Source organism: Desulfobacca acetoxidans DSM 11109 (assembly GCF_000195295.1).
Lineage (GTDB): Bacteria > Desulfobacterota > Desulfobaccia > Desulfobaccales > Desulfobaccaceae > Desulfobacca > Desulfobacca acetoxidans.
Genome location: NC_015388.1, coordinates 1,139,737 through 1,161,652 on the forward strand (window position 1 = coordinate 1,139,737; position 21,916 = coordinate 1,161,652).

Below are 21,916 nucleotides of genomic sequence, written 5' to 3' on the forward strand. Positions count from 1 at the left end.
GAGAAAAACAGGCTAATATCAAAGTCATTAGGCTGTGACTTTTTTTAAAGGGGGATTGAAAGGTTTTTCATGATAAATTAGAAGATATCTAAAAGATAATATCTGAGAAAGTATTCTTGGCCGCCGGATAAGACCGTCTGGCGTGTTACATGTTATCAGGTATAGGTTTTTTAACCAGGTGAGGCCTCTTAACGGCAATCTGCCGAAGGAATATCAGTCGTCGTATGCCGATCCGCCAACCCCGAACCATAAGAATGGGTTCTTGGAGGGACAGGCTTTCTCGCCTGGACAGAACTTATTTTTTGGCCAGCAACCAACAACCGGAAACCGGAAACTATCAACTTTAGCTCAGGTATGCAATAATTATGTGGAAATTGCTCCCGTCTGGTAAGGCTCTTTGGAAAAATAAATTTATTGCGATCGCTGTGGTGGCTGTCATTATCCTGTTGACGTCAATCTGGGTCTGGCGCGCCGATAAACAAGACTCCCTCTCGTATAGTTTCGCAGTAGTCAACCGAGGCGATCTGCAGGCTACCATTACCGCTACGGGTACGGTGGAGCCGGAGGAGCTGGTAGATGTGGGCGCCCAGGTGGCGGGGAAGATCACCGTTTTTGGGAAAGACAAAAGTGGCAAAACGGTCGATTACGGTTCTGTCGTGGAGGCCGGGGCCATTTTGGCCAAGATTGACGATGCCATTTACGCTGCCGAAGCAGCCCAAGCCAAAGCGCAGTTGGCCCAGGCCAAAGCCAATGTACAGCGGGCTGAGGCCGAACTGGGGCAATTGCGGGCCAAGTTCCTCCAGGCCGAGCGGGATTGGGTGCGCGCCCGGAAACTAGGGCCGTCCGATGCCTTGTCCGAAAGCGATTATGATGCGGCTCAGTCGGCCTTTGAAGTTGCCAAGGCCAACGTCGACGTCGGGCGGGCCACTCTGTTGCAGGCCAAAGAAGGTGTGGCACAATCCGAAGCCGCCTTAAGCAGGGCCTCTCAAAACTTGGATTATTGCACTATTAAAGCCCCGGTCAACGGTGTGATCATCGACCGGCGGGTAAATATCGGTCAGACGGTGGTGGCCAGCCTCAATGCTCCTAGTCTCTTCCTGATTGCCAAGGACCTGACCCGTTTACAGATCTGGGCGCCGGTAAATGAGGCTGACATCGGCAATATCCACCCCGGCCAGCCCGTCACCTTTGTCGTCGATGCCTACCCGCGGGACACCTTTAAGGGCGTAGTGGGCAAAGTCCGGTTAAATGCCACCATGACCCAGAACGTCGTGACCTATACCGTGGAAGTTAACACCGATAACGCCGAACAGAAGTTGATTCCCTACCTGACGGCGAATGTTAGGTTTCTGGTGGCAAAGCGCCAAAATGTTCTGTTGGTCCCCAACGCCGCCTTGCGTTGGCGTCCCCAACTGGCGCAGATAGCGCCTGATTTTCGACAGCAGTATCAAAAGGATGAGAGCACCGGGGTTTTGAGGACCGCCTCGGCAAAAGCCAAGAAAGAGGAGTGGGGCGTGGGGACGTTATGGGTGCCAAAAGGCGCCTATATTCAGCCAATGGAAGTTCGGTTGGGTCCGAGCGACGGAACGTTCACCGAAGTTCAGGGTCCGGGACTGCAGGAGGGTTTAAAGGTTGTGGCAGGTGAAAAACGATTGGCAGATGAAGAGAATTCCTCTGGTTCTCCCAGTCCCTTCACACCCAAACTCTTTGGCGGTAAAGCACCCCGACCTCACTAGGGTAACGGAAAGGTTCTGCCGCAATCAAAATAATCCATGATAATGTGCGACCGTTAGTGGCATGAAGCTCATAGAACTGCATAATGTTTATAAGACCTATCAATTAGGGGAGATCGAGGTCCCGGTGCTCAAGGGCGTCTCCCTCACCATTTCCCAAGGAGAGTTTGTAGCCCTCATGGGGACGTCAGGGTCGGGAAAAACGACGCTGATGAACATACTCGGGTGTTTGGACCGGCCGACCTCTGGTCAATATTGGCTTGATGGCCTCGATGTCACTGCCCTTACCCCTGACGAACGGGCTTACCTGCGCAACCGGAAACTCGGGTTTGTGTTTCAGATCTTTAATCTGCTGCCCCGCACCAGCGCCCTGGAAAATGTGATCGTGCCGTTGTCTTACAACGGGTTTGATATTTCAGACCGACAGGCACATCAGCGGGCTCAGGATTTGCTTGAGCGGATGGGATTGTCGACCCGGGTGGATTATGAGCCTTCGCAGCTTTCCGGAGGACAGCAACAACGGGTAGCCATCGCCCGCGCCCTGGTTAATTCTCCCCCGGTGCTCCTGGCAGATGAACCGACTGGCAATCTGGATTCGCAGACCAGCGAAGAAGTCCTGGTCCTTTTCCAGAGGCTTAACGCCGAAGGCGTGACTATTATCCTCGTTACGCATGACGAAAACGTCGCCCGCCATGCCGGGAGGATTATCCGCATCAATGACGGCGTGGCGGAAACCGTTGAATTGGCAGCGGAGCCGGATGCCAAGGATTCTTATGGTCCCAGGGCGGAAAAAAGCCAACCTCATTCTCATACTTCTCTGCCCCGTCTGCGGTGGATGCTGCGTACCGCGCTCAACGGTCTGCGCCGCAATATCTTAAGGGCTGCCCTCACTGCTTTGGGTATCATTATCGGGGTTGCGGCGGTCATCGCTATGATGGAGATCGGCCGGGGTTCGGCCGACGCTATTCAGCGGACCATAGCCAGCATGGGGGCCAACAACTTGATCATCTTTCCCGGTACCGCATCAAGCGGTGGGGTCACCTTCGGCATGGGAGCCGCAATGACCCTCACTCCCCAGGATGTTGAGGCCATCTTACGGGAATGTCCGGCCGTGAAGGCTGCCGCGCCCATAGTACGGGCGCGCATCCAGATCGTCTACGGAAACCGCAACTGGGTCCCAATCTATATCTTTGGAACCACCCCGGCCTTCCTCGACGTACGGGAGTGGCCCCTGGAAGCCGGTGAGCCTCTGACGGAACAGGATGTGCGCAACGTCAGTAAGGTCTGCCTCCTGGGCAAACGACTGGTGCGGGAGCTTTTCGGAGGAGAAGATCCCCTCAACAAGGAAATACGGGTTAATAATATCATTTTCAAAGTCGTGGGCGTCCTCAGTTCCAAAGGGGCCAACATGATCGGGATGGATCAGGATGATATCCTGGTCGCCCCCTGGACAACCATTAGATACCGGGTGACGCGTAGTTCGCTGACCAATGTCAATCAGAGCGCCAAACAGACAACCTCTACTTCTAGTACATCTGAAAAGGTTAACACCCTGAACGAGCTGTATCCCAGCACCCAACTCAGCCTGTATCCGGCCCGTTCCACCAGCCAGGAGGCCAACAACCCGATGCCAGTCCGGTTTGCCAACGTGGACCAGATCATGGTGGCGGCCCACTCTACCCAAGACATCCCCAGGGCTATACAACAGATAACCCAACTCTTGCGGGAGCGGCACCGCATCCGTCCCGGCGAACCCGAGGACTTCAACATCCGGGATATGACCGAGCCGTCCCGAGCCTTGTCTTCAACCGCCACGCTCATGACCAAGCTGCTGTTGGCCGTCGCCTTGATCTCCCTCGTGGTCGGCGGGGTAGGCATCATGAATATCATGTTGGTATCGGTAACTGAGCGCACCCGGGAAATCGGCCTGCGGTTGGCCGTGGGAGCTCGCAGCCGAGACATCCTGAAACAGTTCCTGACCGAGGCGGTCCTGCTATGTTTCTGTGGAGGTATCGTCGGGATTTTGTTCGGCCGCGGCGCCTCTATGGTGATAACGACCGTGTTTGGCTGGCCTACCGGAATATCTCCCCTAGCCATCCTGGCAGCTTTCGCGGTCTCGGTGACCGTGGGGGTCACCTTCGGCTATTACCCGGCCTGGAAGGCCTCGCGCTTGGATCCCATCAATGCTCTACGATACGAGTAAGTTTGTGAGATACCTCATATCCCTCTTCTGGACGGTGTCCTCTCTAATCTTGGCAATCGGCTGCGCCGTTGGTCCGGATTACCAGGCGCCCAAGACCGAGGTCCCGGCAGAATGGAACGGCCAGGCCTTTGTTACCCAGGGGCAGGCCAGCAAGACCACCACCGAGCCGGTCACTTTAGCCCAATGGTGGGGGATTTTTAATGACCGGACCCTCAATTCTTTGGTGGAACTGGCTATCACTGCCAACCTTGATCTCAAGCAGGTGGAGGCCCGGATTCGCCAGGCACGAGCAGCCCGTGGAGTGGCAGGCGCCGGACTTGGTCCTACAGTGGATGCCTCGGTCATCTACCAGCGCAGCAAGAGCTCGAGCGAAACCGTGGGGTCCGGCGGAAGTCCGACGGTTGCCGCCACCGGGGCTTTCAGGGAATTATTTCAGGTCGGGTTGGATTCCTCCTGGGAGCTGGATTTCTTCGGTGGGACCAGACGCAATCTGGAAGCGGCCACCGCCGACCTGCGGGCCGCCATGGAAGATCGCCGGGATGTGTTGATCACCCTGATAGGGGACGTCGGCAGCAACTACCTGAATCTGCGGGGACTGCAACAACAGCTTGCTATTGCCCATAAGAACCTGGAAGTTCAGAGGAAAACCGCTGCCATTGTGCACCGCCGTTTTGAGACCGGTTTTGTCAGCCGCCTGGACGTGGCCAATGCCGACGCCCAGGCAGCCGCCACTGAAGCCCAAATACCCGTATTGGAATCTTCGGCGCAAGCGGCCATCTACAGCTTGGGGGTGCTGTTAGGTCAAAATCCTGCTGCCCTGGAGACTACCCTGGTGCGACCGAACCCACTTCCTCCCACCCCGCCGAAGATTCCTATCGGTCTGCCGTCTGATCTAGTCCGCCGCCGGCCGGACATCCGGCGCGCCGAAGCTCAACTGCATGCCGCCACCGCGCGCATCGGCGTGGCCACGGCCGATCTTTTCCCCCGATTTTTCCTTACCGGTGGTTTTGGCGTCTCGGCTCGGGATCTGAACCGGCTGGGCATCTCCAACAGCAGGTATTGGTCGTTCAGCCCCACCGTTACCTGGCCGATCTTCGCCTCCGGCCGCATCCGCTGGAACATCGAGATGCAAAACGCCCTCCAGGAACAGGCCTTCCTGACGTACCAGAAGACGGTGCTTACTGCCCTCAAAGAAGTCGAGACCGCCCTGGTAGCCTACGCCAAAGAACAGGAACATCGGCAGTCCCTGGCAACGGCGGTCGATAACAACCGCCAGGCGGTGGATCTGGCCATGAAATTATACGTTGCCGGCAAAACGGATTTTTTAAACGTGCTCACTGCCCAACGCTCTCTGTATGTCAATGAAGAGGCCCTGGTGCAGAGCACCCAACGCCTGACCGTCAATCTTATCACTCTCTATAAGGCCTTGGGGGGAGGCTGGGAAGAAAAATCGTAGAGATTTGATTACTAACAATCAATTTTGAACTGTTACCGAGAAAATAAGTTTCAAATTTTGAGTTGAAAAGATCGAGGGCCAGTAAAAGGTTGGAGACTAATTTTTATGGTTTGTAGGTAACTTACAGGTCATAAAGATTGGTCAGGGTTATTTATCAACCGCAAACAATGGCACCAATACTCCTTGCGCCCGGCTAGCAGATCACCATTATGTGAAAACAGTGGGCAGTATGCGGCGGGCAGAAAAAGCATTATTGTAAGCAGCCGCCACGGTTCTGTTTTCATGTCCGGTACAGATCATCACCCCCCCCCCGAAAAACCTTAATGATTCATTGTTTATAAAATAAACGCCTATCCTTTTCCTGTTTAATAATGCAACACCTATTTTATTTAATATATTGGACAGTTATATTATTTCCGTCAACGCTCTGTAGTAATATACAACACATCTGCTATTTATTTAATGAACTCAAGGGGTCAAGAAGACCTAAAATTTTTAATCGCTCGTATATCCGTTAGGTTACACCAGATCACAATTTGGCATATTCTTTGCTTATTAAAAGTTTGAGACCGGTCAGAAGTACACCTTCTCCCAACCTTCTAACAGAGGATTGAGGCATGAATTTTAGGCATGTGGCTGATGGCTAGTCCTTGCTAAGACCTTGTGGGCGCCATGATGAAGAGCGGCGGTGCCATCGCTGCTGAAATAGGTGGAAGTGAAGAGATGTAATGGCGAGGTCTGGTAAGGATGTTTCTCTTCGAGAATGTTTCTGTCTGAGAGAAAGATCAAAAACCTCAAGATCCCGAAGGAAGTCGCGGTTGCATCTTCTCCCGTCGGGACAACCCATTGCACAAAGGAAACGGCGCCATGAAAAAGAAACTTGCTGAGGGCAAGAAGCCCTGTATCTGGATGGAGGCTGGCGTGATCGACTACAAAATCTGTCATAATAATTTTGATTGTTCCCACTGTGAATTTGATCGGGCCATGACTGAAAATGCTAATCATAATCTCGCCCTGCGCCGGGCTGGCCAAACTCCCACCGGCAAGCTGGGTGCCATTGTCCCGTGGCCGGATAAGATGCGGCAGCGTTCCGGATTGCAGCAGCAGTGCCGGCATATGCTAACCGGCAGGGTGCCGGCCCATTTCTGTGGCAACAACTACCTCTGTCACAGATGTGAATTTGACCAGCTCCTGGAAGATCAGGTGGAGTTTTTCCTGGAACCGGAAAGGCCTAAACTCGAAGATGTTTTCGGCTTTGCTGTGCCTACGACCAACTATCTCCATCGCGGACATACCTGGGCAGTCCTGGAGAGTGGCGGTCGCGTCCGTCTCGGTCTGGACGATTTCTCCCAGAAGGTTTTGGGTCCCGCCGATGAGATGAAGCTGCCCAAATTAGGTGAGGAATTCCACCATGACGCCGTCGGCTTGGCCTTGGCCCGCCAGGGTAAAAAGGCTGCTGTCCTGGCGCCGGTAGACGGTATCATTGAGGCGGTAAATCCCAAAGTTCGGCAGAGGCCGGCTTTGGCCCATGATGATCCTTACGGGGAAGGCTGGCTCTTTGTTGTTACCCCCACCAACCTGAAGCCGAACCTGGAGCATATGCTCTTCGGTCCGAGCAACGTTGCCTGGATAGAAGGCGAGGCCCACAAGCTGTTGAATATGCTGGAATCCTCGGCGGGCGTTACCCTCCCCTCAGGTGGGTCGATCATTGACGATGTCTATGGACACTTTCCAGAACTTGATTGGCAGCGTCTGGTCCATGAGTTTCTTCATAGCGTCTGAGACGGCGCAGTAATCCATGGTCACGGAAATAGTCGGCCAGGAGAATCTGACAATAGCTACAGAATGCCAGGTTCTTCTGGTCTAATTTTTCCAGGTTGGCGGCAAAACCCATAAGACAGCCTTTCTGCTGGCAGTGCCCCAGGCCAAAGGTGTGCCCCACTTCGTGCAGGGTTAATTTGGTGAGGCGGGTTAAGACCAGGGATAGCGGTAGCTGAATGCCCTCGGGGTCGCCTCGTAGTCGAAACAGCGACACGACCGCCGCCCTGCCGTTCAACTGAGCTTCGCCGAAGACAAAGGTTAAAATCGGGATATAGAGGTCAACCGGTGTTACTCCGACAATCCGCAGCGCCGGCGATTCAGTCCGAGAGAGCAACTCTTCGAGGATCTGGGTGGAGTTGTGCTGCTGGCGGGTAACGTTATATGTCCGCAAAGGCAAGGGTTGCGGTGACAACACCTTCACCGGGAGATGCAGAAATTTTTTGACAACGGCCCCTAAATACCGCAGGAGCTCCGGGTCTACCGGACCTAGAGCCACTAAACCTAAAAACGGATGACGCATCATGAATCGCAAGGCCCCAGGACTGCCCTGGCTAAGGCGTCAGACCGTATTTTTTGATCTTCTGGTAGAGCGTGGTGCGATTGATGCCTAGGACCTTGGCGGCACTGGAAATATTGCCACTATGCAGCGCCAGTATCCGGGCGATATGTTGTCGTTCCATTTCTAGTAAAGATAACCCCCCTGTTTCCAACGACTCTCCCGTTGGAGTGGTAAATGGCAGATCGCTTAGTTTGATCTGCCGACTTTTCCCCACCACCACTGCCCGCTCTACAGCATTTTCCAGTTCCCGGACATTCCCCGGCCACGAATAGTGCAGCAGAGCCTCCATGGCCGCTGGATGGATGGCATCGATCTTTTTATTGGTTTCGGTGGCATACCGCCGCAGAAAATATTGGGCCAGCAAGGGGATATCCTCACGCCGTTCGCGCAGCGGCGGCACATGCAGGTGAACGACGTTCAGACGATAGAATAAATCCTGCCGAAAGGCCTTTTCCCGAATGGCTTCCTGGAGATCACGATGAGTGGCGGCGATCACCCGAAAATCGCTGTGCAGCGGCTCTGTCCCCCCCACTCTGGTAAACTCATGGGTCTCCAAGACTCGGAGCAGATCAATCTGCATTTTCATGGAAAGGTCGCCTACTTCATCGAGAAAAAGCGTTCCGGCATTCGCCAGTTCGAGTCGACCCTTCTTGGCAAATTTGGCGTCCGTGAAAGCGCCTCGCTCATGGCCGAAGAGTTCACTCTCCAACAGGTGCTCCGTAAAGGCGCCGCAATTGATGGCAATGAAAGCGCCATAACAACGCGGACTGTGAACATGGATGGCCCTGGCTACCAGTTCCTTGCCGACACCAGTCTCACCGGTAATCAATACTGTGGCGTCGCTCTGGGCCACATCCCGGATGGTATCGAATAGCCGCTGCATCGGCGGCGACTGGCCCACCAGATTATCCAAGTGATTTACCTTCGGTTTGCGATCCCTCAGGATCATACTCTCCATGGCCAGGGTCTGAATGCCGGCCAGTTTTTCTATGGTAAGGCTCAGTTCTTCCAATTCAAAAGGCTTGAGCAGATAATCATAAGCCCCCAGGCGCATCGACTCCACTGCATCCCGGATGGAGCCGTAAGCGGTCATCATCACGACAGCCTCGGTATGATCGTTCTCCCGCAGCTTTTTAAGCAGCGACAGTCCATCCATTCTGGGCATCTTGACGTCGATCAGCATAATGTCATAGCGGTTCTCCTGGATCATGGCCCAAGCCGCTATCCCGTCGGCGGCGGTGGCTACCTCATAGCCATCCTGCTGCAGCCAACCGCTCAGAGACTCGCGGATGCTCAACTCATCGTCCACTACCAGGATACTAATTTTTTTCTGCGGCAACACTCTAAGTCCCCTGTTTATAAGCGGGTAGACGAATCGTAAAGGTTGTCCCCTGTCCGACGATGCTGTCCACTTTGATGGTGCCTTTGTGTTCCTGGATGATGCCGTACACCACGGACAACCCCAATCCTGCCCCGGAACCGGCCTTCTTGGTAGTATAAAATGGCTCAAAGATACTGGAATACTTTTCCTTGGGGATACCGATGCCGGTATCGGCGATCTGGACCATGACCCCGGGGCGCCGGTAATTTTTAGTCTTCAGGGTCAATACCCCTCCATCCGGCATGGCATCGCGGGCATTGAGGATGAGATTTAAAAAAACCTGCTTCATCTGTTCCGGGTCAGCCAAAACCGGCATCAGGTCTGGGTCAAACTGGCAATTAACAGTGATCCCCTGCAGCCGCAACTGATATTCGGTTAACGTCAGCGTCTCCGTCAGCAGCGCATTCAACCCCACCGGTTTAAATTCCGGACTGGTCTTGCGGGAAAAGGCCAAAAGATTGGAGACCGTCTTACTGACCCGGGAGGTCTCTCCGTAAATCAGATCAAGGTATTCGTGCATTTTGGCCGATTCGGTCTCGCTCAGCAATCCTTTTCCCATAATACGCTGCATCAATTTGACCAGATTCATGATGCCGGTCATCGGATTGTTGATCTCGTGCACCACGCTGGCAGACAGTTTTCCCAATGAGGTCATTTTATCATCGTGCAGCATTCGGGCCCGGGAGGCGATCTCCTTGGTAACGTCCCGCGCCACATTAATAACCAGGGTAACTTTTCCCGCCTCGTCAAAGAGAGGATGGCAGACCACGTGCATGTAATGCTCCCGGCCATCCTTGTCAAAATGAACATGGGTGCCGGAGCACGCCTTCCCCAAAACCACCGCATCTCGGAGTGGACACGGGAGGTCGGGACCGGAGCAGGGCTTATCCAGGTGATGGGAAATTTCATAACAGTATTTGCCTACCGTATCTCTCCGCCTCAATCCTACCATCTTCAGCAAAGCCCGGTTGACTTCGACGACGCGGTAATCCGGCTCGATCACCATCATGTGGTCTTCAATGCTGTTGACAATCGTTTCCAGGAAGGCCTTCTCTTTGGCGGCCTGTTTGAAAAGCTGCCGGGTCTGTTCCTCCGATTTTTTCAGGGCCTCTTCCAGCTGCTGGCGGGTGGTGATATCTTTTATGACCTCAATTACCCGCCGGCCGGCAATTTCCGGCGGACACAGGGGAGAGATGGTTATTTCATAGTAATGCTCAACGCCGTCCGAATCGGTATAATACTGTAAGACCTGGGCCGGCTTGCATTCCTGTAGGACCTGCGGTAAAGGACAGACCATCCCGTGACGGTCGCAGGGCTCAGATAACTGGTGCAAAACCTTATAACAATGTTCCCCCACAACCTCTTCAGCGTTCTTCTGAAAATTAGTCAGAAAGGTCTGGTTAACCTCTTCCACCAGATAATCCTGGTTTAATACCAGCACTGAATCAGGCAGATAGTCGAATATTTTTTGAAACTGATTACGTTGGTTGGCTAATTTGATTTCGCTTTCCACCCGCAGGCGCAGCCGGTCTTCTTCCTTCTGGAACAACTCCCAGAAGAGCCGCGATTGGATATGATCAATAACCTGAGTCTGGGCCGACTTCTTTTGGATAATGCTTTTCCGAACCTCTGGGTCTCCGGTGAGTTCAAGGACCAGATCGGGCTCCTGCGCCAAAAGCGTTGGATAATCCCGAACCGTGGGGATACCTAGAACCGCTGCCTCCTGTATGCCGGGGGCCTCGGGATCGGGATCGGCCACTCCCAGGATACTGATCCGCCGGAGGCTGGACAATCCACCGGTGATCTGCTGCAAGACCTGTTGACAGAGCCCGCCTCCCCCCATAATGGCGATCTTTAACGGGTGGTATCTCTCACTAAAAGATAAGTCCTTGGTAATGAGGTCCCAGAAATTCTCCCAGTCATGGGGTCGATTGCATTGAAGAACCATGACCCCTGCCGGACAATGCGCCATGAGTTCCTCGTAAACCGAGACCATCCCGGTGGCGTCGACCAGGATGTCTAGTTCCGGCAATTGCGTTAAATCAAGGGCGCAAGGAAATACGGGGAGGTTTTGCCGGCGGGCATAGAGGATGCCGGGAGCCTCAAGGTTCTGATCGGCCACCCCTACTACTCGTAAGGGTTGATCAACTCTCCGACTGGGCGCCAGGGCCTCCAGGATGGCCATTCCCTGCCGGCCGGCTCCCACCAAGGCAATATTGTATGACTGTTTGCCAGGATTCATGATAAACTCCAGCAGCGCCGCTGTTCAACTCTGTCGGTTGTCATCTTCGGCCAGGCACGCCCCCTGTTTCTGTAGGGGCAGCCAGACAGCCCGTCCAGGGAAAAACTGGTGCAAGACAAACGTTTTCCATTGTTATAGATATCTACTATACCATTTTTGAAGTTTTGATTATAGGCGAAAAATACAACCACCCGCTTCTGGCTTGCATCCGTTGGTATAAAAAGATAATGAATAATCAGCAGGTTAAATGTGAATAGGAGTTTATTGAGGTTGACAAATGCAATAATAATGATTAGTATACCATATTGAACATAAGTTCACCGTATTTTTTCGGCGGTGGTGTAAGGTAACTCGGTCGTCAAGATTAAGCACGTTACTCAGGTGTTATCTAAAAACGCAGATAATTAAAAATCCGATGTAAGTTGAGGTGACATAACACATGTCAAAATCGAGCGATAAATCTCACGAACCTTCCTGTTCTCAATGCGGTTCTAAAGGTTCCGGTTGCGAACACAGTCATGACAAGCATCCTGAACATTTCGAGAAGGCCCTGGCACGTTCAACCCTGAATCGCATCCAACATAAATTTTTGGTCATGAGCGGCAAGGGTGGGGTGGGCAAAAGCAGTGTTGCCGTAGCCTTGGCGATGACTCTGGCCAGGCAGGGATACCGGGTCGGACTCATGGATGTAGATTTACACGGACCGAATGTTCTACGTATGCTGGGTCTGAACAAGCCTCTCGATCCCACCACGACACATCTTTTCTTTACGGTCGAAGGCCTGGAGAATTTAAAAGTAGTTTCGGTCGAGGCTTTTATGCCGGACCGGGAGAGCGCCGTAATCTGGCGTGGTCCTCTGAAACATCAAGCCATACAACAATTTATCAGTGATGTGGATTGGGGTGAACTGGATTACCTGATCATTGACGCACCGCCCGGGACGGGAGACGAACCTTTATCGGTAATACAAACCATACCGGAAGCCGAGGCCATTATTGTCACTACGCCTCAGGAAATTTCTCTTGCCGATGTCCGCAAGTCAATCGATTTCTGCCGGAAGACGAATATGGCCATCGTCGGTTTAGTGGAAAATATGAGCCGCCTCATCTGTCCGGGTTGTGGCAAGGAGATCCGGCTCTTTTCTTCCGGCGGCGGTCAACGCCTGGCCGCCGCGGCGCATGTCCCCCTATTGGGATCTCTGCCCTTCGATCCGCATCTGGTGGAATTGGCCGATATGGGTCGCATAACCCAATTGCAGCCTGAGGAAAGTCCGTTTTTAAAGGCCTTTGGCGAACTGGTGAAAGGCATCACCGCCAAGTCGTCCCAGTAAGTGCAGGCTCTAGAGCCGATCAAGAAACTACCAGAGGGGAGGTCCCATGGGTTACAGTCAGGAAGGTGTTCGATCCCAAATCAGGCTGGCCGTACCGGAGGACCTTCCCCAGATTCTTGCCGTCGAACGCCTCTGTTTTGACAAACAATGGCAGGAAAGCGAGTTTCGCCCTGCTCTCCGGGATATTTTTTTTGTCTATGAAGAAGACCAAGTCCTCGGTTTTATTATTGCCTGCTGTTGCGAAATCGCCAAAAAAGGCGTGATTATGAGGGTGGCGGTTCATCCGGAGGCTCAAGGTCGAGGTATTGCCTCTCAATTAATGCAAAAGGCGTTGAATATTCTCCGTGAAAGGAAGGTAACCTGCGTAGAATTGGATGTGGAAATCACTAAGACCGACGTTAAGCGGCTCTACGAAAAGTTTGGCTTTAAGACTTTGAAAGTAGTTAATATCGATAGCGATTACGAGAATGACGCCTTTTATATTATGAAACTGCGATTTGTCTAAATATCAGGCGACTAAATGGGGTTGGCTAAGGTCGGCCAATCGAACGTTTTATTCCAGCTCTAAAGCCTCCTGCAAAAAAGTGCTGAAGGTATCAAGATCTTTTTCGATCACAGTCCACTTATTCTGATTCCCCAGCGCTCTATCTGTTCCCGAAAGCTGCATTTCTCCAACTCAATGACATCCACCCAACGGCCCATGAATTCCTCCAGGTCCACCAGCAGCTTAAAATAATCGTAATACTTCAGCTATCTGAGATAATAGATCAGGAGCATGGTTGGCGGTGCCCACCCTACAGCACCACAGCATCAACAGACCCGTCTGTAGGGGCGAATCTTGTATTCGCCCCAAGCAACTGAAGTGTTACAAATAATCTTCCTGAAGCCCTTCCACCGCCAGATCGATGTCCGAAAAGGGGTAGAAGTATTCTGCCCGGAGCAGCGATCCGGTTAAGTAGACTTTTTTACCCGTTTTTTCTGAAAAAAAGCTGGCAATTCCCGTTCGGCCCGTGCCAGTAAAAGCTGTCGGGCCTGTTTCCGTTAGCTGCAGTTCCGCGGCCAATGATTTTTCCCATAAGGCCAAGGTTCGGCGGAGATGTTCTTTCCGGGAGGGTCCAACAATGGGTTGGTCTCGGTTCGGGCTCGATTCCGGCATGGGTCCTTTATTCCTTGAGCAGGCGACTCAAAAGCTGGTTCGCCAACTTGGGGTTGGCCTGGCCCTTGGTCTTTTTCATCATCTCTCCCACGAAAAAACCCATGACCTTGGTTTTGCCAGCCTTAAAATCCGCCACCTCCTTGGGATTGGCGGCCAGGATCTCTCGGGCCAGGGTTTCCAGCGAACCGGTGTCGCTGATCTGAATCAGACCTTTTGCTTTAACGATGGCGTCCGGGTCGTTGCCGCTGGCGATCATCTCCATAAAGACGCTCTTGGCAATCTTTCCGCTAATGACTTCCTCCTCTACCAGGGTCAGGAGGCGGGCCAGACCGGTAGGCGCTACCGGGCAGGTCTGGATGTCCTGGTCTTCTTTTTTAAGTTCCCGCATGAGTTCGGACATGATCCAATTGCTGACTTTCTTGGGTTGCGGAAAGTCTCGGACGCAGTCTTCGAAATAATCGGCCAAAGCTTTCTCCTGAGTTAAGACGCCGGCGTCATACTCCGGCAGGTCATACTGGGAAATGAATCGTTCTTTCTTTGCATCGGGCAACTCCGGCAGGGTGGCCTGGACCTCCTTGAGCCACTCGGGGGAAATGACCAGAGGGATTAGATCCGGGTCAGGGAAGTAACGATAGTCATGGGCCTCTTCTTTGCCGCGCATGGAGTAGGTCTTTCCCTGGTTGGCGTCCCAGAGGCGGGTCTCCTGGATGACCTCGCCGCCAGCATCCAGAAGGCTGCGTTGCCGCCGGATTTCGTATTCCAGGGCCCGCTGGACATTGCGGAAGGAATTCATATTTTTCAATTCCGTTCGGACGCCGAATTCCGTGGCGCCTTGCGGTCGCAGCGAAATGTTGGCGTCGCAGCGCAGAGAGCCTTCTTCCATATTGCCGTCGCAGATCTCTAAATAGAGAAGGATGTTGCGGATGGCTTTGAGGTAGGCTGCTGCTTCATCGGGCGTGCGCAGGTCTGGTTCGCTGACGATTTCCAGCAGGGGGACGCCGGTGCGGTTGAAATCCACATAGCTGATGGGAAGTTGTTCATCGTGGATGAGTTTGCCGGCATCTTCCTCCATGTGTATCCGGGTCAGGCCGATCTGCTTTTTGACCCCGTCCACTTCAATATCCACCCGGCCATGCTCCGCCAGTGGAAGCTCATACTGGGAAATCTGATAACCTTTAGGAAGGTCGGGATAAAAATAATTTTTCCGGGCAAACCTGCTGTAAGAAGCGATCAGGCAATGGGTGGCCAGGGCCATTTTCAGCCCATATTCAACCACTTTTCTATTAAGCACCGGCAAAACGCCGGGCATACCCAGACAGATCGGGCAGGTTTGGCTATTAGGTGTAGCCCCGAAGGTCGTGGCGCAGCCGCAGAAGATTTTACTTTGAGTCAAGAGCTGGGCGTGAACTTCTAAACCGATAACTACCTCATATTCCATATTACTTTTCCATATAACCAGGCTGTTCCTATTCCAACCCGCCTAGGGGCGAATCTCGTATTCGCCCCCTGGTTACTTAAATGAAAACCGTAAGCCTTAAACCGTAAGCCGACATTGCGAACTGATTACTCGGGACTTGCGGATTTTCATGCTTCCTTGTGTTCTCCAGTAGGGCGGGAAAGCAAAGCGCATCCCGCCTTAATCAGCATTCTCAGGCTTCGTTGGGTTCCCCAGAATATGAAAACTTGTAGGCGCCCCTAGCCGGGCGCTACCCTTTCTTTAATCGCTCATCGATCAGGTTGGCCGCCTTTTCACCCGAGAGCATCATCCCGCCAAAAATCGGCCCCATCCGAAAAGTTCCCAGGGTGCCGGTTGCAGTCATGCCAGCCACCCACAGGCCCGGATAGACTTCCGAGGTATATTCCACCGTCTTCGCTTCGCCGACTTCGGCCCACATGGAGCGCTCCCCCATGATGCCGCCGGTTTCGGTTTTAAGGGAGGCAGGCTGATTTTTCCGCAGGAAGATTTTGATGACTTCGACGTCGTGACCGGTGCAGTCGATAACGTGTTTGGCCCGGATGGTCAGTGGGTCAACATGCAGCCCGGCCATATTGACCGCAGTCCAGAGGATGACCAGGCCGTCGATCCGATTTTCCCGGACCATGACGTCTTCCACATGGATCAGATTAAAAATCTTGACGCCGGCTTTCATGGCCTGGGAGGCCAGGGTGGTGGTGGATTCGATGGCATCGGCGGTATAATAACCCCGGTCATAGGGACGCGAGGTGATGCCCAACTCGTCTAATAGATGTTTGGCCTCCTCTTGGACGACGATCTCGTTAAACATCATGCCGCCGCCCCACATGCCGCCGCCGACCGAGAGCTTGCGTTCAAAAATAGCCGCCTTGCGACCTTTTTGGGCCAGACGCCAGCCGGCTACCAATCCGGAGACGCCGCCGCCTACAATAGCCACGTCCAACTCCAGATTATCCAGAAATTTTTCCATAAATCGTTCTATAATCGCTCGGCTAATGATAATTTCATCTAAACCCATGCCATTTTCTCCTTGAACAGGTTATTGAGGGGAATATACCTGCCTAACCAGCGATAGGCAAGAAAGTATTTTTCCTTAGGTCCTTAAAATCCGTGGTCACGCCGGAGGCTTGAAGATAGAACATAATCGACTTCTCAATTCTCGGGGTTTTGGAGTTTGCTTGACCCTCATCGGGTTTTTGGATATAGATTAATAAACTACAACAGGGTAGTAGGGGATGTTCAGAGATTATCAAGGCTAATGAGTGGACTGATGCCAAAGGTAATATTGACCCAGGAAGGATATCGGAAGCTGCTCAGAGAATTGAAACACCTGCGGCGCATCGTCCGGCCCCGCATCTTGGAGGACGTTATGGAGGCCGCGGCGGACGGCCGCCTGGAAAAAAATGACCAATACTGGGAGGCCCGCAGCCGCCAGGTTCAGGTGGACCGACAGATTCACCATTTGCAGGAGATCATTGCCCAGTCAGAAGTCTTAGTAGGAAGTAATCTTACTGCCTCGCAGGTTAGATTTAACTGCCGGGTTAAGATCTGCAATGTTATTACTCAAGAGATTTCGATTTTTCATCTCGTGAGCAGCATCGAGGCCGATGTCCGCCAGGGTCATCTGTCGATCGAGTCCCCGTTAGGACAGGCCTTATTAGGGAAAAAAGTGGGTGAGAGGATCGGCTTCAACCCGCCCGGCGGACCACGCTGGTATCAGGTGTTGGAGATCCAGATGGCGGGCTGCTAATAGTCCTGATTGGCCGATGAACGGTTACCGAGCAGGAACGTCTTGATCCTGATCTCTCGAGTGATCCTGAGGAGGATTCATGCCAATACATGAATGGGAGCTGAAGCCGGAAGAATTGCGCGAAGTATGTTCAGCCGCTCAGATGGGATTTGAAACAACAGATGATTTAGAAATCCGTCCTGAACCGGTGATGGCTCAATACCGGGCCATGCACGCTTTGGAGATCGGTCTGGGGATGAAAGACCCGGATTTTAATCTCTTTGTCTCCGGTCTGGCGCGCTCGGGCCGGACGGAGATGATTAAGGCCCATGTGGAACGGTTGGCCGCACAGGAGGAAACTCCTCCGGATTACGTCTATGTCTTTAATTTTAAAGAACCGGAAAAACCCCGAGCCTTGCGCCTGCCCACCGGGATGGGCAAGACTCTGCGCAATGATGTGGATGAGTTGATTAACACCCTGAAGGTGCAGCTTCCGGAAGTCTTTGAGAGTGAAGACTACAGCAATCGGCGGGAAGCCCTGGTTAACCAATTCACCCGGGAGCGCAATAATATTCTCAAAGACTTAGATGAACAGGCGACAGCCGAGGGGTTTATCCTGAATATTTCGCAGGCCGGTATGATGATCTTTCCCGGTCGCGAGGGCAAGCCTTTGACTGAGGAGGAGATCAAGGCACTGTCGGATGCAGAGCGGGAAGAACTGCGGCAGAAATCCACCGCTTTGCACACTGAAATGAATGAGGCTTTGAGAAAAATCCGCAAGATGGAAAAGGAGTTCCAACTGTCGGAAAAGAAGTTGGACCAGGATGTGGCTCTCTTCGTAGTTGGGCATTTGATTGAGGAACTCATCGAAAAATATCAACAGCATCCGGCTGTGACCGACTACCTGAAGCAGTTGGAAGAAGATATTCTCAAGAATGTTGACGACTTAAAGCGCCGTCCGGGCGCCCCGCAACCCTTTCCCTTTCCTGCCCCGGAGCCGAGCTTTGTCCAGTATCAGGTGAATGTCTTTGTGGACAATTCCGAGACTAAGGGGGCGCCGGTCATAGTAGAACACAATCCTACGTATCCCAATCTTTTCGGTAGCATCGAACGTAGGGCGCAATTCGGCGCACTGCTCACCGACTTCACGCTCATTCACCCCGGGGCCCTGCATCGGGCCAACGGCGGTTATCTGATCATCAATGCCCTCGACCTCTTGAAATGGTATTACTCCTATGAGGCCTTGAAAAGGACCCTGAAGGAGAGGGTTATTAAAATTGAAGACCTGGGCGAACAGTTGGGCCTCATTACTACCAAGTCTCTGAGACCGGAACCCATACCCCTGCACCTGAAAGTGATTCTCATCGGCAGTCCCTGGATTTATCAACTGCTCTATAATTATGATGAGGATTTTCATAAACATTTCAAGATTAAGGCCGATTTTGACTGGATCATGAAACGCACACCCCATCATCTGGAGCGTCTGATCTCATTTGTCCGCAGCTATACTCATAAAGAAGGACTGCCGCCTTTGCACAACACCGCGGTGGCACGCCTGGTAGAGTATGCCAGTGAGATGGTGGGTCATAAATATAAACTGACCCTGCAAGTACAAGAACTGGCTGACATCATCAAAGAAGCCAATTTCTGGGCCAGCAAGAACGGACATACCATAATCCACGGCGACGACATGGAAAAGGCCGTCAGCGAAAAAATCTTCCGCTCCGACCTGTTCGAAGAGAAGATGCAGGACTACATCCAGGAAGGCATGTTGTTTATCGAGACCAGCGGCTCCGTGGTCGGCCAGATCAACGGCCTCTCGGTCTATATGCTGGGAGATTACGCCTTTGCCCGGCCGAGCCGCATTACCGCCACCGTTTCTTTGGGCAAAGAGGGGGTGGTGGCCATCGAAAGGGAGTCGAAGCTTTCAGGGAACATCCACACCAAAGGGGTGATGATTCTCTCCAGCTTTCTGCGCAGCCGTTTTGCCAAGGATAAGCCCTTGACGCTGTCGGCCCACCTGACCTTTGAACAGAGTTACGGTATGGTGGATGGAGACAGTGCCTCGGCTGCAGAGCTCATCGCCCTGCTATCCTGCCTGGCCGAGGCCCCGTTGGCGCAAAACATCGCCATGACGGGTTCGGTGAGCCAGCGAGGGGAATTTCAGCCCATCGGCGGCGTCAACTGGAAAGTGGAGGGGTTCTATAAAGTATGCAAGGCTAGAGGGTTGGACGGTGGGCAGGGGGTCATCATTCCCAAGTCCAACGTCCAGGAACTGATGCTGCGGCAAGAGGTTGTAGATTCAGTACGCGCCGGTCTGTTTCACGTCTGGGCTGTGAGTTCCGTGGACGAAGCTCTAGAAATCCTTACCGGTTTGCCGGCCGGAGCACCCCTGCCAGAAGGTGGTTTTCCGCCGGATACCCTGAATGCTCGGGTGGACCAAAAACTGCGATTCATGATGGAAACCGCCCGTAAGTTGATGAAAGAGGAAGAGGGCAAGAAAGGCGACGAATAAGCAGCCCGGCCTGCTCTACCAGAGTTAAATTATGATAAGCGCAGCAGTCTCAAAAACATTGTGGGAAGAACTCTCCCAACGCTACCAGTTGGAATGGGCCGATATCCAGGTTGGCTCCGTAAAGCTCAAAATACTCCAGCTTCAGAATTTGGAGGGCTATCTAGTAAGCAACATTGAGGCCAATGCACTGTCTATGGGAAATTTTCCCTATTGGGCTATGGTCTGGGATGCCGCTCTCGTGTTGGCGGACTTTTTGGTTCGACAAGAACCGCAGCCGGCAAGAGAAATCTTAGAAATCGGTGCTGGCCTGGGTTTTGTCGGTCTCTGTGCCGGGAGGCGGGGCCATCGGATCACTTTAACCGACAACATGCCGGATGCCCTCAATTTTGCCCGGCTAAGCGTCTATCACAACAACCTGACCAATGTCGCGGTGGAATTTCTGGATTGGACCAAGCCGACCCTGACCGGCAGGTATGATTGGATTGTCGGCTCGGATATCCTCTATGAGGAAAAGACCTTCGCCTCCTTGGGAAACATCTTTGCCACCTATCTCAAACCGCAGGGCAAGATCTATATTACCCAGGGCATCAGAGGATTGGGACCTAAAATATTTTTTGAAATGATGCGCAGCAACTACTCCGTCCGCTATCAGGAGAAAAAACTAGGGTCGAAAGAGGGGGATAAGAAAATTCTTTTCTTTGAGATGCAGGCCAAACAACCATAATGACCCTAAAGCTCCAACCATTGGCTCTGAAAAGTTAGAAATGGCATCGTGGGAAGATCTCCCCCTGGGGATGGGGAGAAATGTTTCAAGAATTGACGGGTGTTATTTTTATCCATTGAGATATTCACCACTTACGGGCTATATTCGTGGCATAGGTATTGCACATTTTAACCTACCGACACTAAATCCTACGAATGAAGATTCTACGAAACGCCTGTATGGGAAATAACTTCTGCACCTGGTGCGGGAAAATCTGTTTCCAGGTCAAAAATTGTCGGTTGACATGAATAATTGCCGTGGCCGGAAAAGACATTTTCGATAATAAAGTATTAATCTGCGGTTGTGGGAATACTCTGTTCGGTGATGATGGCTTTGGACCGGAGGTTATCAGTTATTTAAGAAATCATTGCCACCTTCCTGCCGGAGCGGGTCTGATCGAGGTCGGGGCCACTATCTGGGAAATGTTAGTTAACCTGGCCGTGAGCGAAAAAAAACCGCACCGGTTGATCATTGTCGATGCCGTGGATGAATCAGGGAGGCAGCCGGGTGAGGTGTTCGAACTCTCGGTGGATGAAATTCCGGCAAAAAAAATGCTGGCCTTTTCTCTGCACCAATTCCCGGCGGTAAATATTTTGAAAGACCTACAGAAACAGACAGGTATGGATATCCGTCTGCTGGCGGCCCAGGTACAATCTCTGCCCAAGGAGGTGTCTTTAGGTCTTTCACCACTTTTAGCTGCCGCGGTCGAGACTGCCTGCCAACGCCTGGTCGCCATCCTAGCCGATTCAGGGGTAACGGTGGAAAATTATGATCTAAACCACAAAAGCTCGTTGAGCTCATCGAAGTAGGATATAGGCGTGTTCTCGCAGTTTGGAAAGAGTGCTGGTGATGTGACGGGAAAACTGATTGCCATTCTTTCAAAAACACCCACGAACCATAAAAATGGTTTCCGGGGGACCGGCTTCCAGCCTGTGCGGAACTTAATTTCTTAACTAACAGCCATAAAACAGAAACCGGAAACTATAATTTCTCACAAACCGATAGAAAAATGCAGAGGATGGAACCGCAGGCAGGGGTGAGACAGGGCACTGAACTGCAGAACGCCTTTAAATGAGAAATATTTCCCTGAGGATGGGCCAAATGCACGAATACTCACTTATGCAAAGGATCGTCGAAACAATTTTAAAAAATTTAGAAGAAGGTGCTGATTTTCAAGGTAGAGAGGTGAAAGAAGTAATATTGCAGATCGGCGCCCTCGATATTCATTCCCCCGAGTCATTCCGTCAGGCTTTCGAGGTACTGGTGCAAGAAACCGCTTTGGCACACTCTGTCCTGAAGCTCAATGTCATTCCCGGCGCCATAGCCTGCCCGCGCTGCGGTTATGCCGGTCCCTGCCAGGAGGGGGTGGATGTACACGACCCCCTGCCTTGTACCGAATGTCCTCAGTGCGGTACCATTGCCAGTATCACCGGAGGTCGCGGGGTAGATGCCGTAGAGTTAGTCCTGGAGGATTAGCTCCACCTTTCAGGTACGGTCTCCGGAGACAAGACCTGCCTGGTTATACATGGCGCAGTTTTCCTCATCGCAGCAATT

The 21,916-nt window shown here is 52.5% G+C and carries 17 protein-coding genes; 11 read left to right on the forward strand and 6 right to left on the reverse strand.

Features of this window, described 5'->3' with window-relative positions:
* Positions 1-365: 365 nt before the first annotated feature.
* From DESAC_RS04885 to DESAC_RS15075, 4 genes are all read left to right on the forward strand, one after another.
* Entirely contained in the window at positions 366-1,736 is a 1,371-nt protein-coding gene (locus tag DESAC_RS04885) for an efflux RND transporter periplasmic adaptor subunit (protein ID WP_013705967.1), read from the forward strand.
* A gap of 61 nt (positions 1,737-1,797) precedes the next feature.
* Positions 1,798-3,936, forward strand: a complete 2,139-nt coding sequence (locus DESAC_RS04890) for an ABC transporter permease (RefSeq protein ID WP_013705968.1) — start codon at positions 1,798-1,800, stop codon at positions 3,934-3,936.
* A gap of 4 nt (positions 3,937-3,940) precedes the next feature.
* Positions 3,941-5,392: an efflux transporter outer membrane subunit gene (locus DESAC_RS04895; RefSeq protein WP_237671372.1), complete on the forward strand. Its 1,452-nt coding sequence runs from the start codon at positions 3,941-3,943 to the stop codon at positions 5,390-5,392.
* An 867-nt stretch (positions 5,393-6,259) separates the two neighbouring features.
* Positions 6,260-7,174: a glycine cleavage system protein H gene (locus DESAC_RS15075; RefSeq protein WP_013705970.1), complete on the forward strand. Its 915-nt coding sequence runs from the start codon at positions 6,260-6,262 to the stop codon at positions 7,172-7,174.
* Here the strand turns inward: DESAC_RS15075 and DESAC_RS15080 are convergent.
* Genes DESAC_RS15080 through DESAC_RS04915 form a run of 3 tightly spaced genes read right to left on the reverse strand, consistent with a single transcriptional unit; the run spans position 7,098 to position 11,395 of the window.
* Positions 7,098-7,736 carry an archaemetzincin gene (locus tag DESAC_RS15080; protein ID WP_013705971.1) on the reverse strand — a complete coding sequence of 213 codons (639 nt, stop codon included), beginning with the start codon at positions 7,734-7,736 and terminating at the stop codon, positions 7,098-7,100. The two genes, DESAC_RS15075 and DESAC_RS15080, sit on opposite strands and share 77 nt — an antisense overlap.
* Positions 7,737-7,764: 28 nt before the next feature.
* Positions 7,765-9,114, reverse strand: a complete 1,350-nt coding sequence (locus DESAC_RS04910; protein ID WP_013705972.1) for a sigma-54-dependent transcriptional regulator — start codon at positions 9,112-9,114, stop codon at positions 7,765-7,767.
* A gap of 1 nt (position 9,115) precedes the next feature.
* Positions 9,116-11,395 (reverse strand): PAS domain-containing protein, encoded by a 2,280-nt coding sequence (locus DESAC_RS04915; protein ID WP_013705973.1) that lies wholly within the window; start codon positions 11,393-11,395, stop codon positions 9,116-9,118.
* 439 nt (positions 11,396-11,834) lie between these two features.
* On the opposite strand from DESAC_RS04915, the gene DESAC_RS04920 reads away from it, so the two are divergent.
* Both DESAC_RS04920 and DESAC_RS04925 read left to right on the forward strand, forming a co-directional pair.
* Complete coding sequence (locus DESAC_RS04920; RefSeq protein ID WP_013705974.1) at positions 11,835-12,725, forward strand: Mrp/NBP35 family ATP-binding protein; 891 nt, start codon at positions 11,835-11,837, stop codon at positions 12,723-12,725.
* Positions 12,726-12,771: 46 nt separating this feature from the next.
* Positions 12,772-13,230: a GNAT family N-acetyltransferase gene (locus DESAC_RS04925; protein WP_013705975.1), complete on the forward strand. Its 459-nt coding sequence runs from the start codon at positions 12,772-12,774 to the stop codon at positions 13,228-13,230.
* 360 nt (positions 13,231-13,590) lie between these two features.
* Here DESAC_RS04925 and DESAC_RS04930 read toward each other — a convergent pair whose 3' ends face one another.
* From DESAC_RS04930 to DESAC_RS04940, 3 genes are all read right to left on the reverse strand, one after another.
* Entirely contained in the window at positions 13,591-13,788 is a 198-nt protein-coding gene (locus DESAC_RS04930; protein ID WP_148231189.1) for a nucleotidyltransferase domain-containing protein, read from the reverse strand.
* 100 nt (positions 13,789-13,888) lie between these two features.
* Positions 13,889-15,334, reverse strand: a complete 1,446-nt coding sequence (gene gatB, locus DESAC_RS04935) for an Asp-tRNA(Asn)/Glu-tRNA(Gln) amidotransferase subunit GatB (RefSeq protein WP_258164936.1) — start codon at positions 15,332-15,334, stop codon at positions 13,889-13,891.
* Between the two features lie 253 nt (positions 15,335-15,587).
* Entirely contained in the window at positions 15,588-16,373 is a 786-nt protein-coding gene (locus DESAC_RS04940; protein WP_013705978.1) for a sulfide-dependent adenosine diphosphate thiazole synthase, read from the reverse strand.
* Positions 16,374-16,625: 252 nt separating this feature from the next.
* Between DESAC_RS04940 and DESAC_RS04945 the strand changes: the two genes are divergently transcribed.
* The 5 genes from DESAC_RS04945 to DESAC_RS04965 all read left to right on the forward strand — a co-directional run bounded on the left by DESAC_RS04945 (position 16,626) and on the right by DESAC_RS04965 (position 21,838).
* Entirely contained in the window at positions 16,626-17,105 is a 480-nt protein-coding gene (locus DESAC_RS04945) for a GreA/GreB family elongation factor (protein WP_013705979.1), read from the forward strand.
* 79 nt (positions 17,106-17,184) lie between these two features.
* Positions 17,185-19,599 carry a Lon protease family protein gene (locus tag DESAC_RS04950; RefSeq protein WP_013705980.1) on the forward strand — a complete coding sequence of 805 codons (2,415 nt, stop codon included), beginning with the start codon at positions 17,185-17,187 and terminating at the stop codon, positions 19,597-19,599.
* Between the two features lie 31 nt (positions 19,600-19,630).
* The gene (locus DESAC_RS04955; protein ID WP_013705981.1) at positions 19,631-20,323 is read left to right on the forward strand and encodes a class I SAM-dependent methyltransferase; all 693 of its coding nucleotides are present in this window, start codon (positions 19,631-19,633) and stop codon (positions 20,321-20,323) included.
* 296 nt (positions 20,324-20,619) lie between these two features.
* Positions 20,620-21,171 carry a hydrogenase maturation protease gene (locus DESAC_RS04960; RefSeq protein WP_013705982.1) on the forward strand — a complete coding sequence of 184 codons (552 nt, stop codon included), beginning with the start codon at positions 20,620-20,622 and terminating at the stop codon, positions 21,169-21,171.
* Positions 21,172-21,463: 292 nt separating this feature from the next.
* Positions 21,464-21,838, forward strand: a complete 375-nt coding sequence (locus DESAC_RS04965) for a hydrogenase maturation nickel metallochaperone HypA/HybF (RefSeq protein WP_013705983.1) — start codon at positions 21,464-21,466, stop codon at positions 21,836-21,838.
* Positions 21,839-21,916 lie beyond the last annotated feature (78 nt).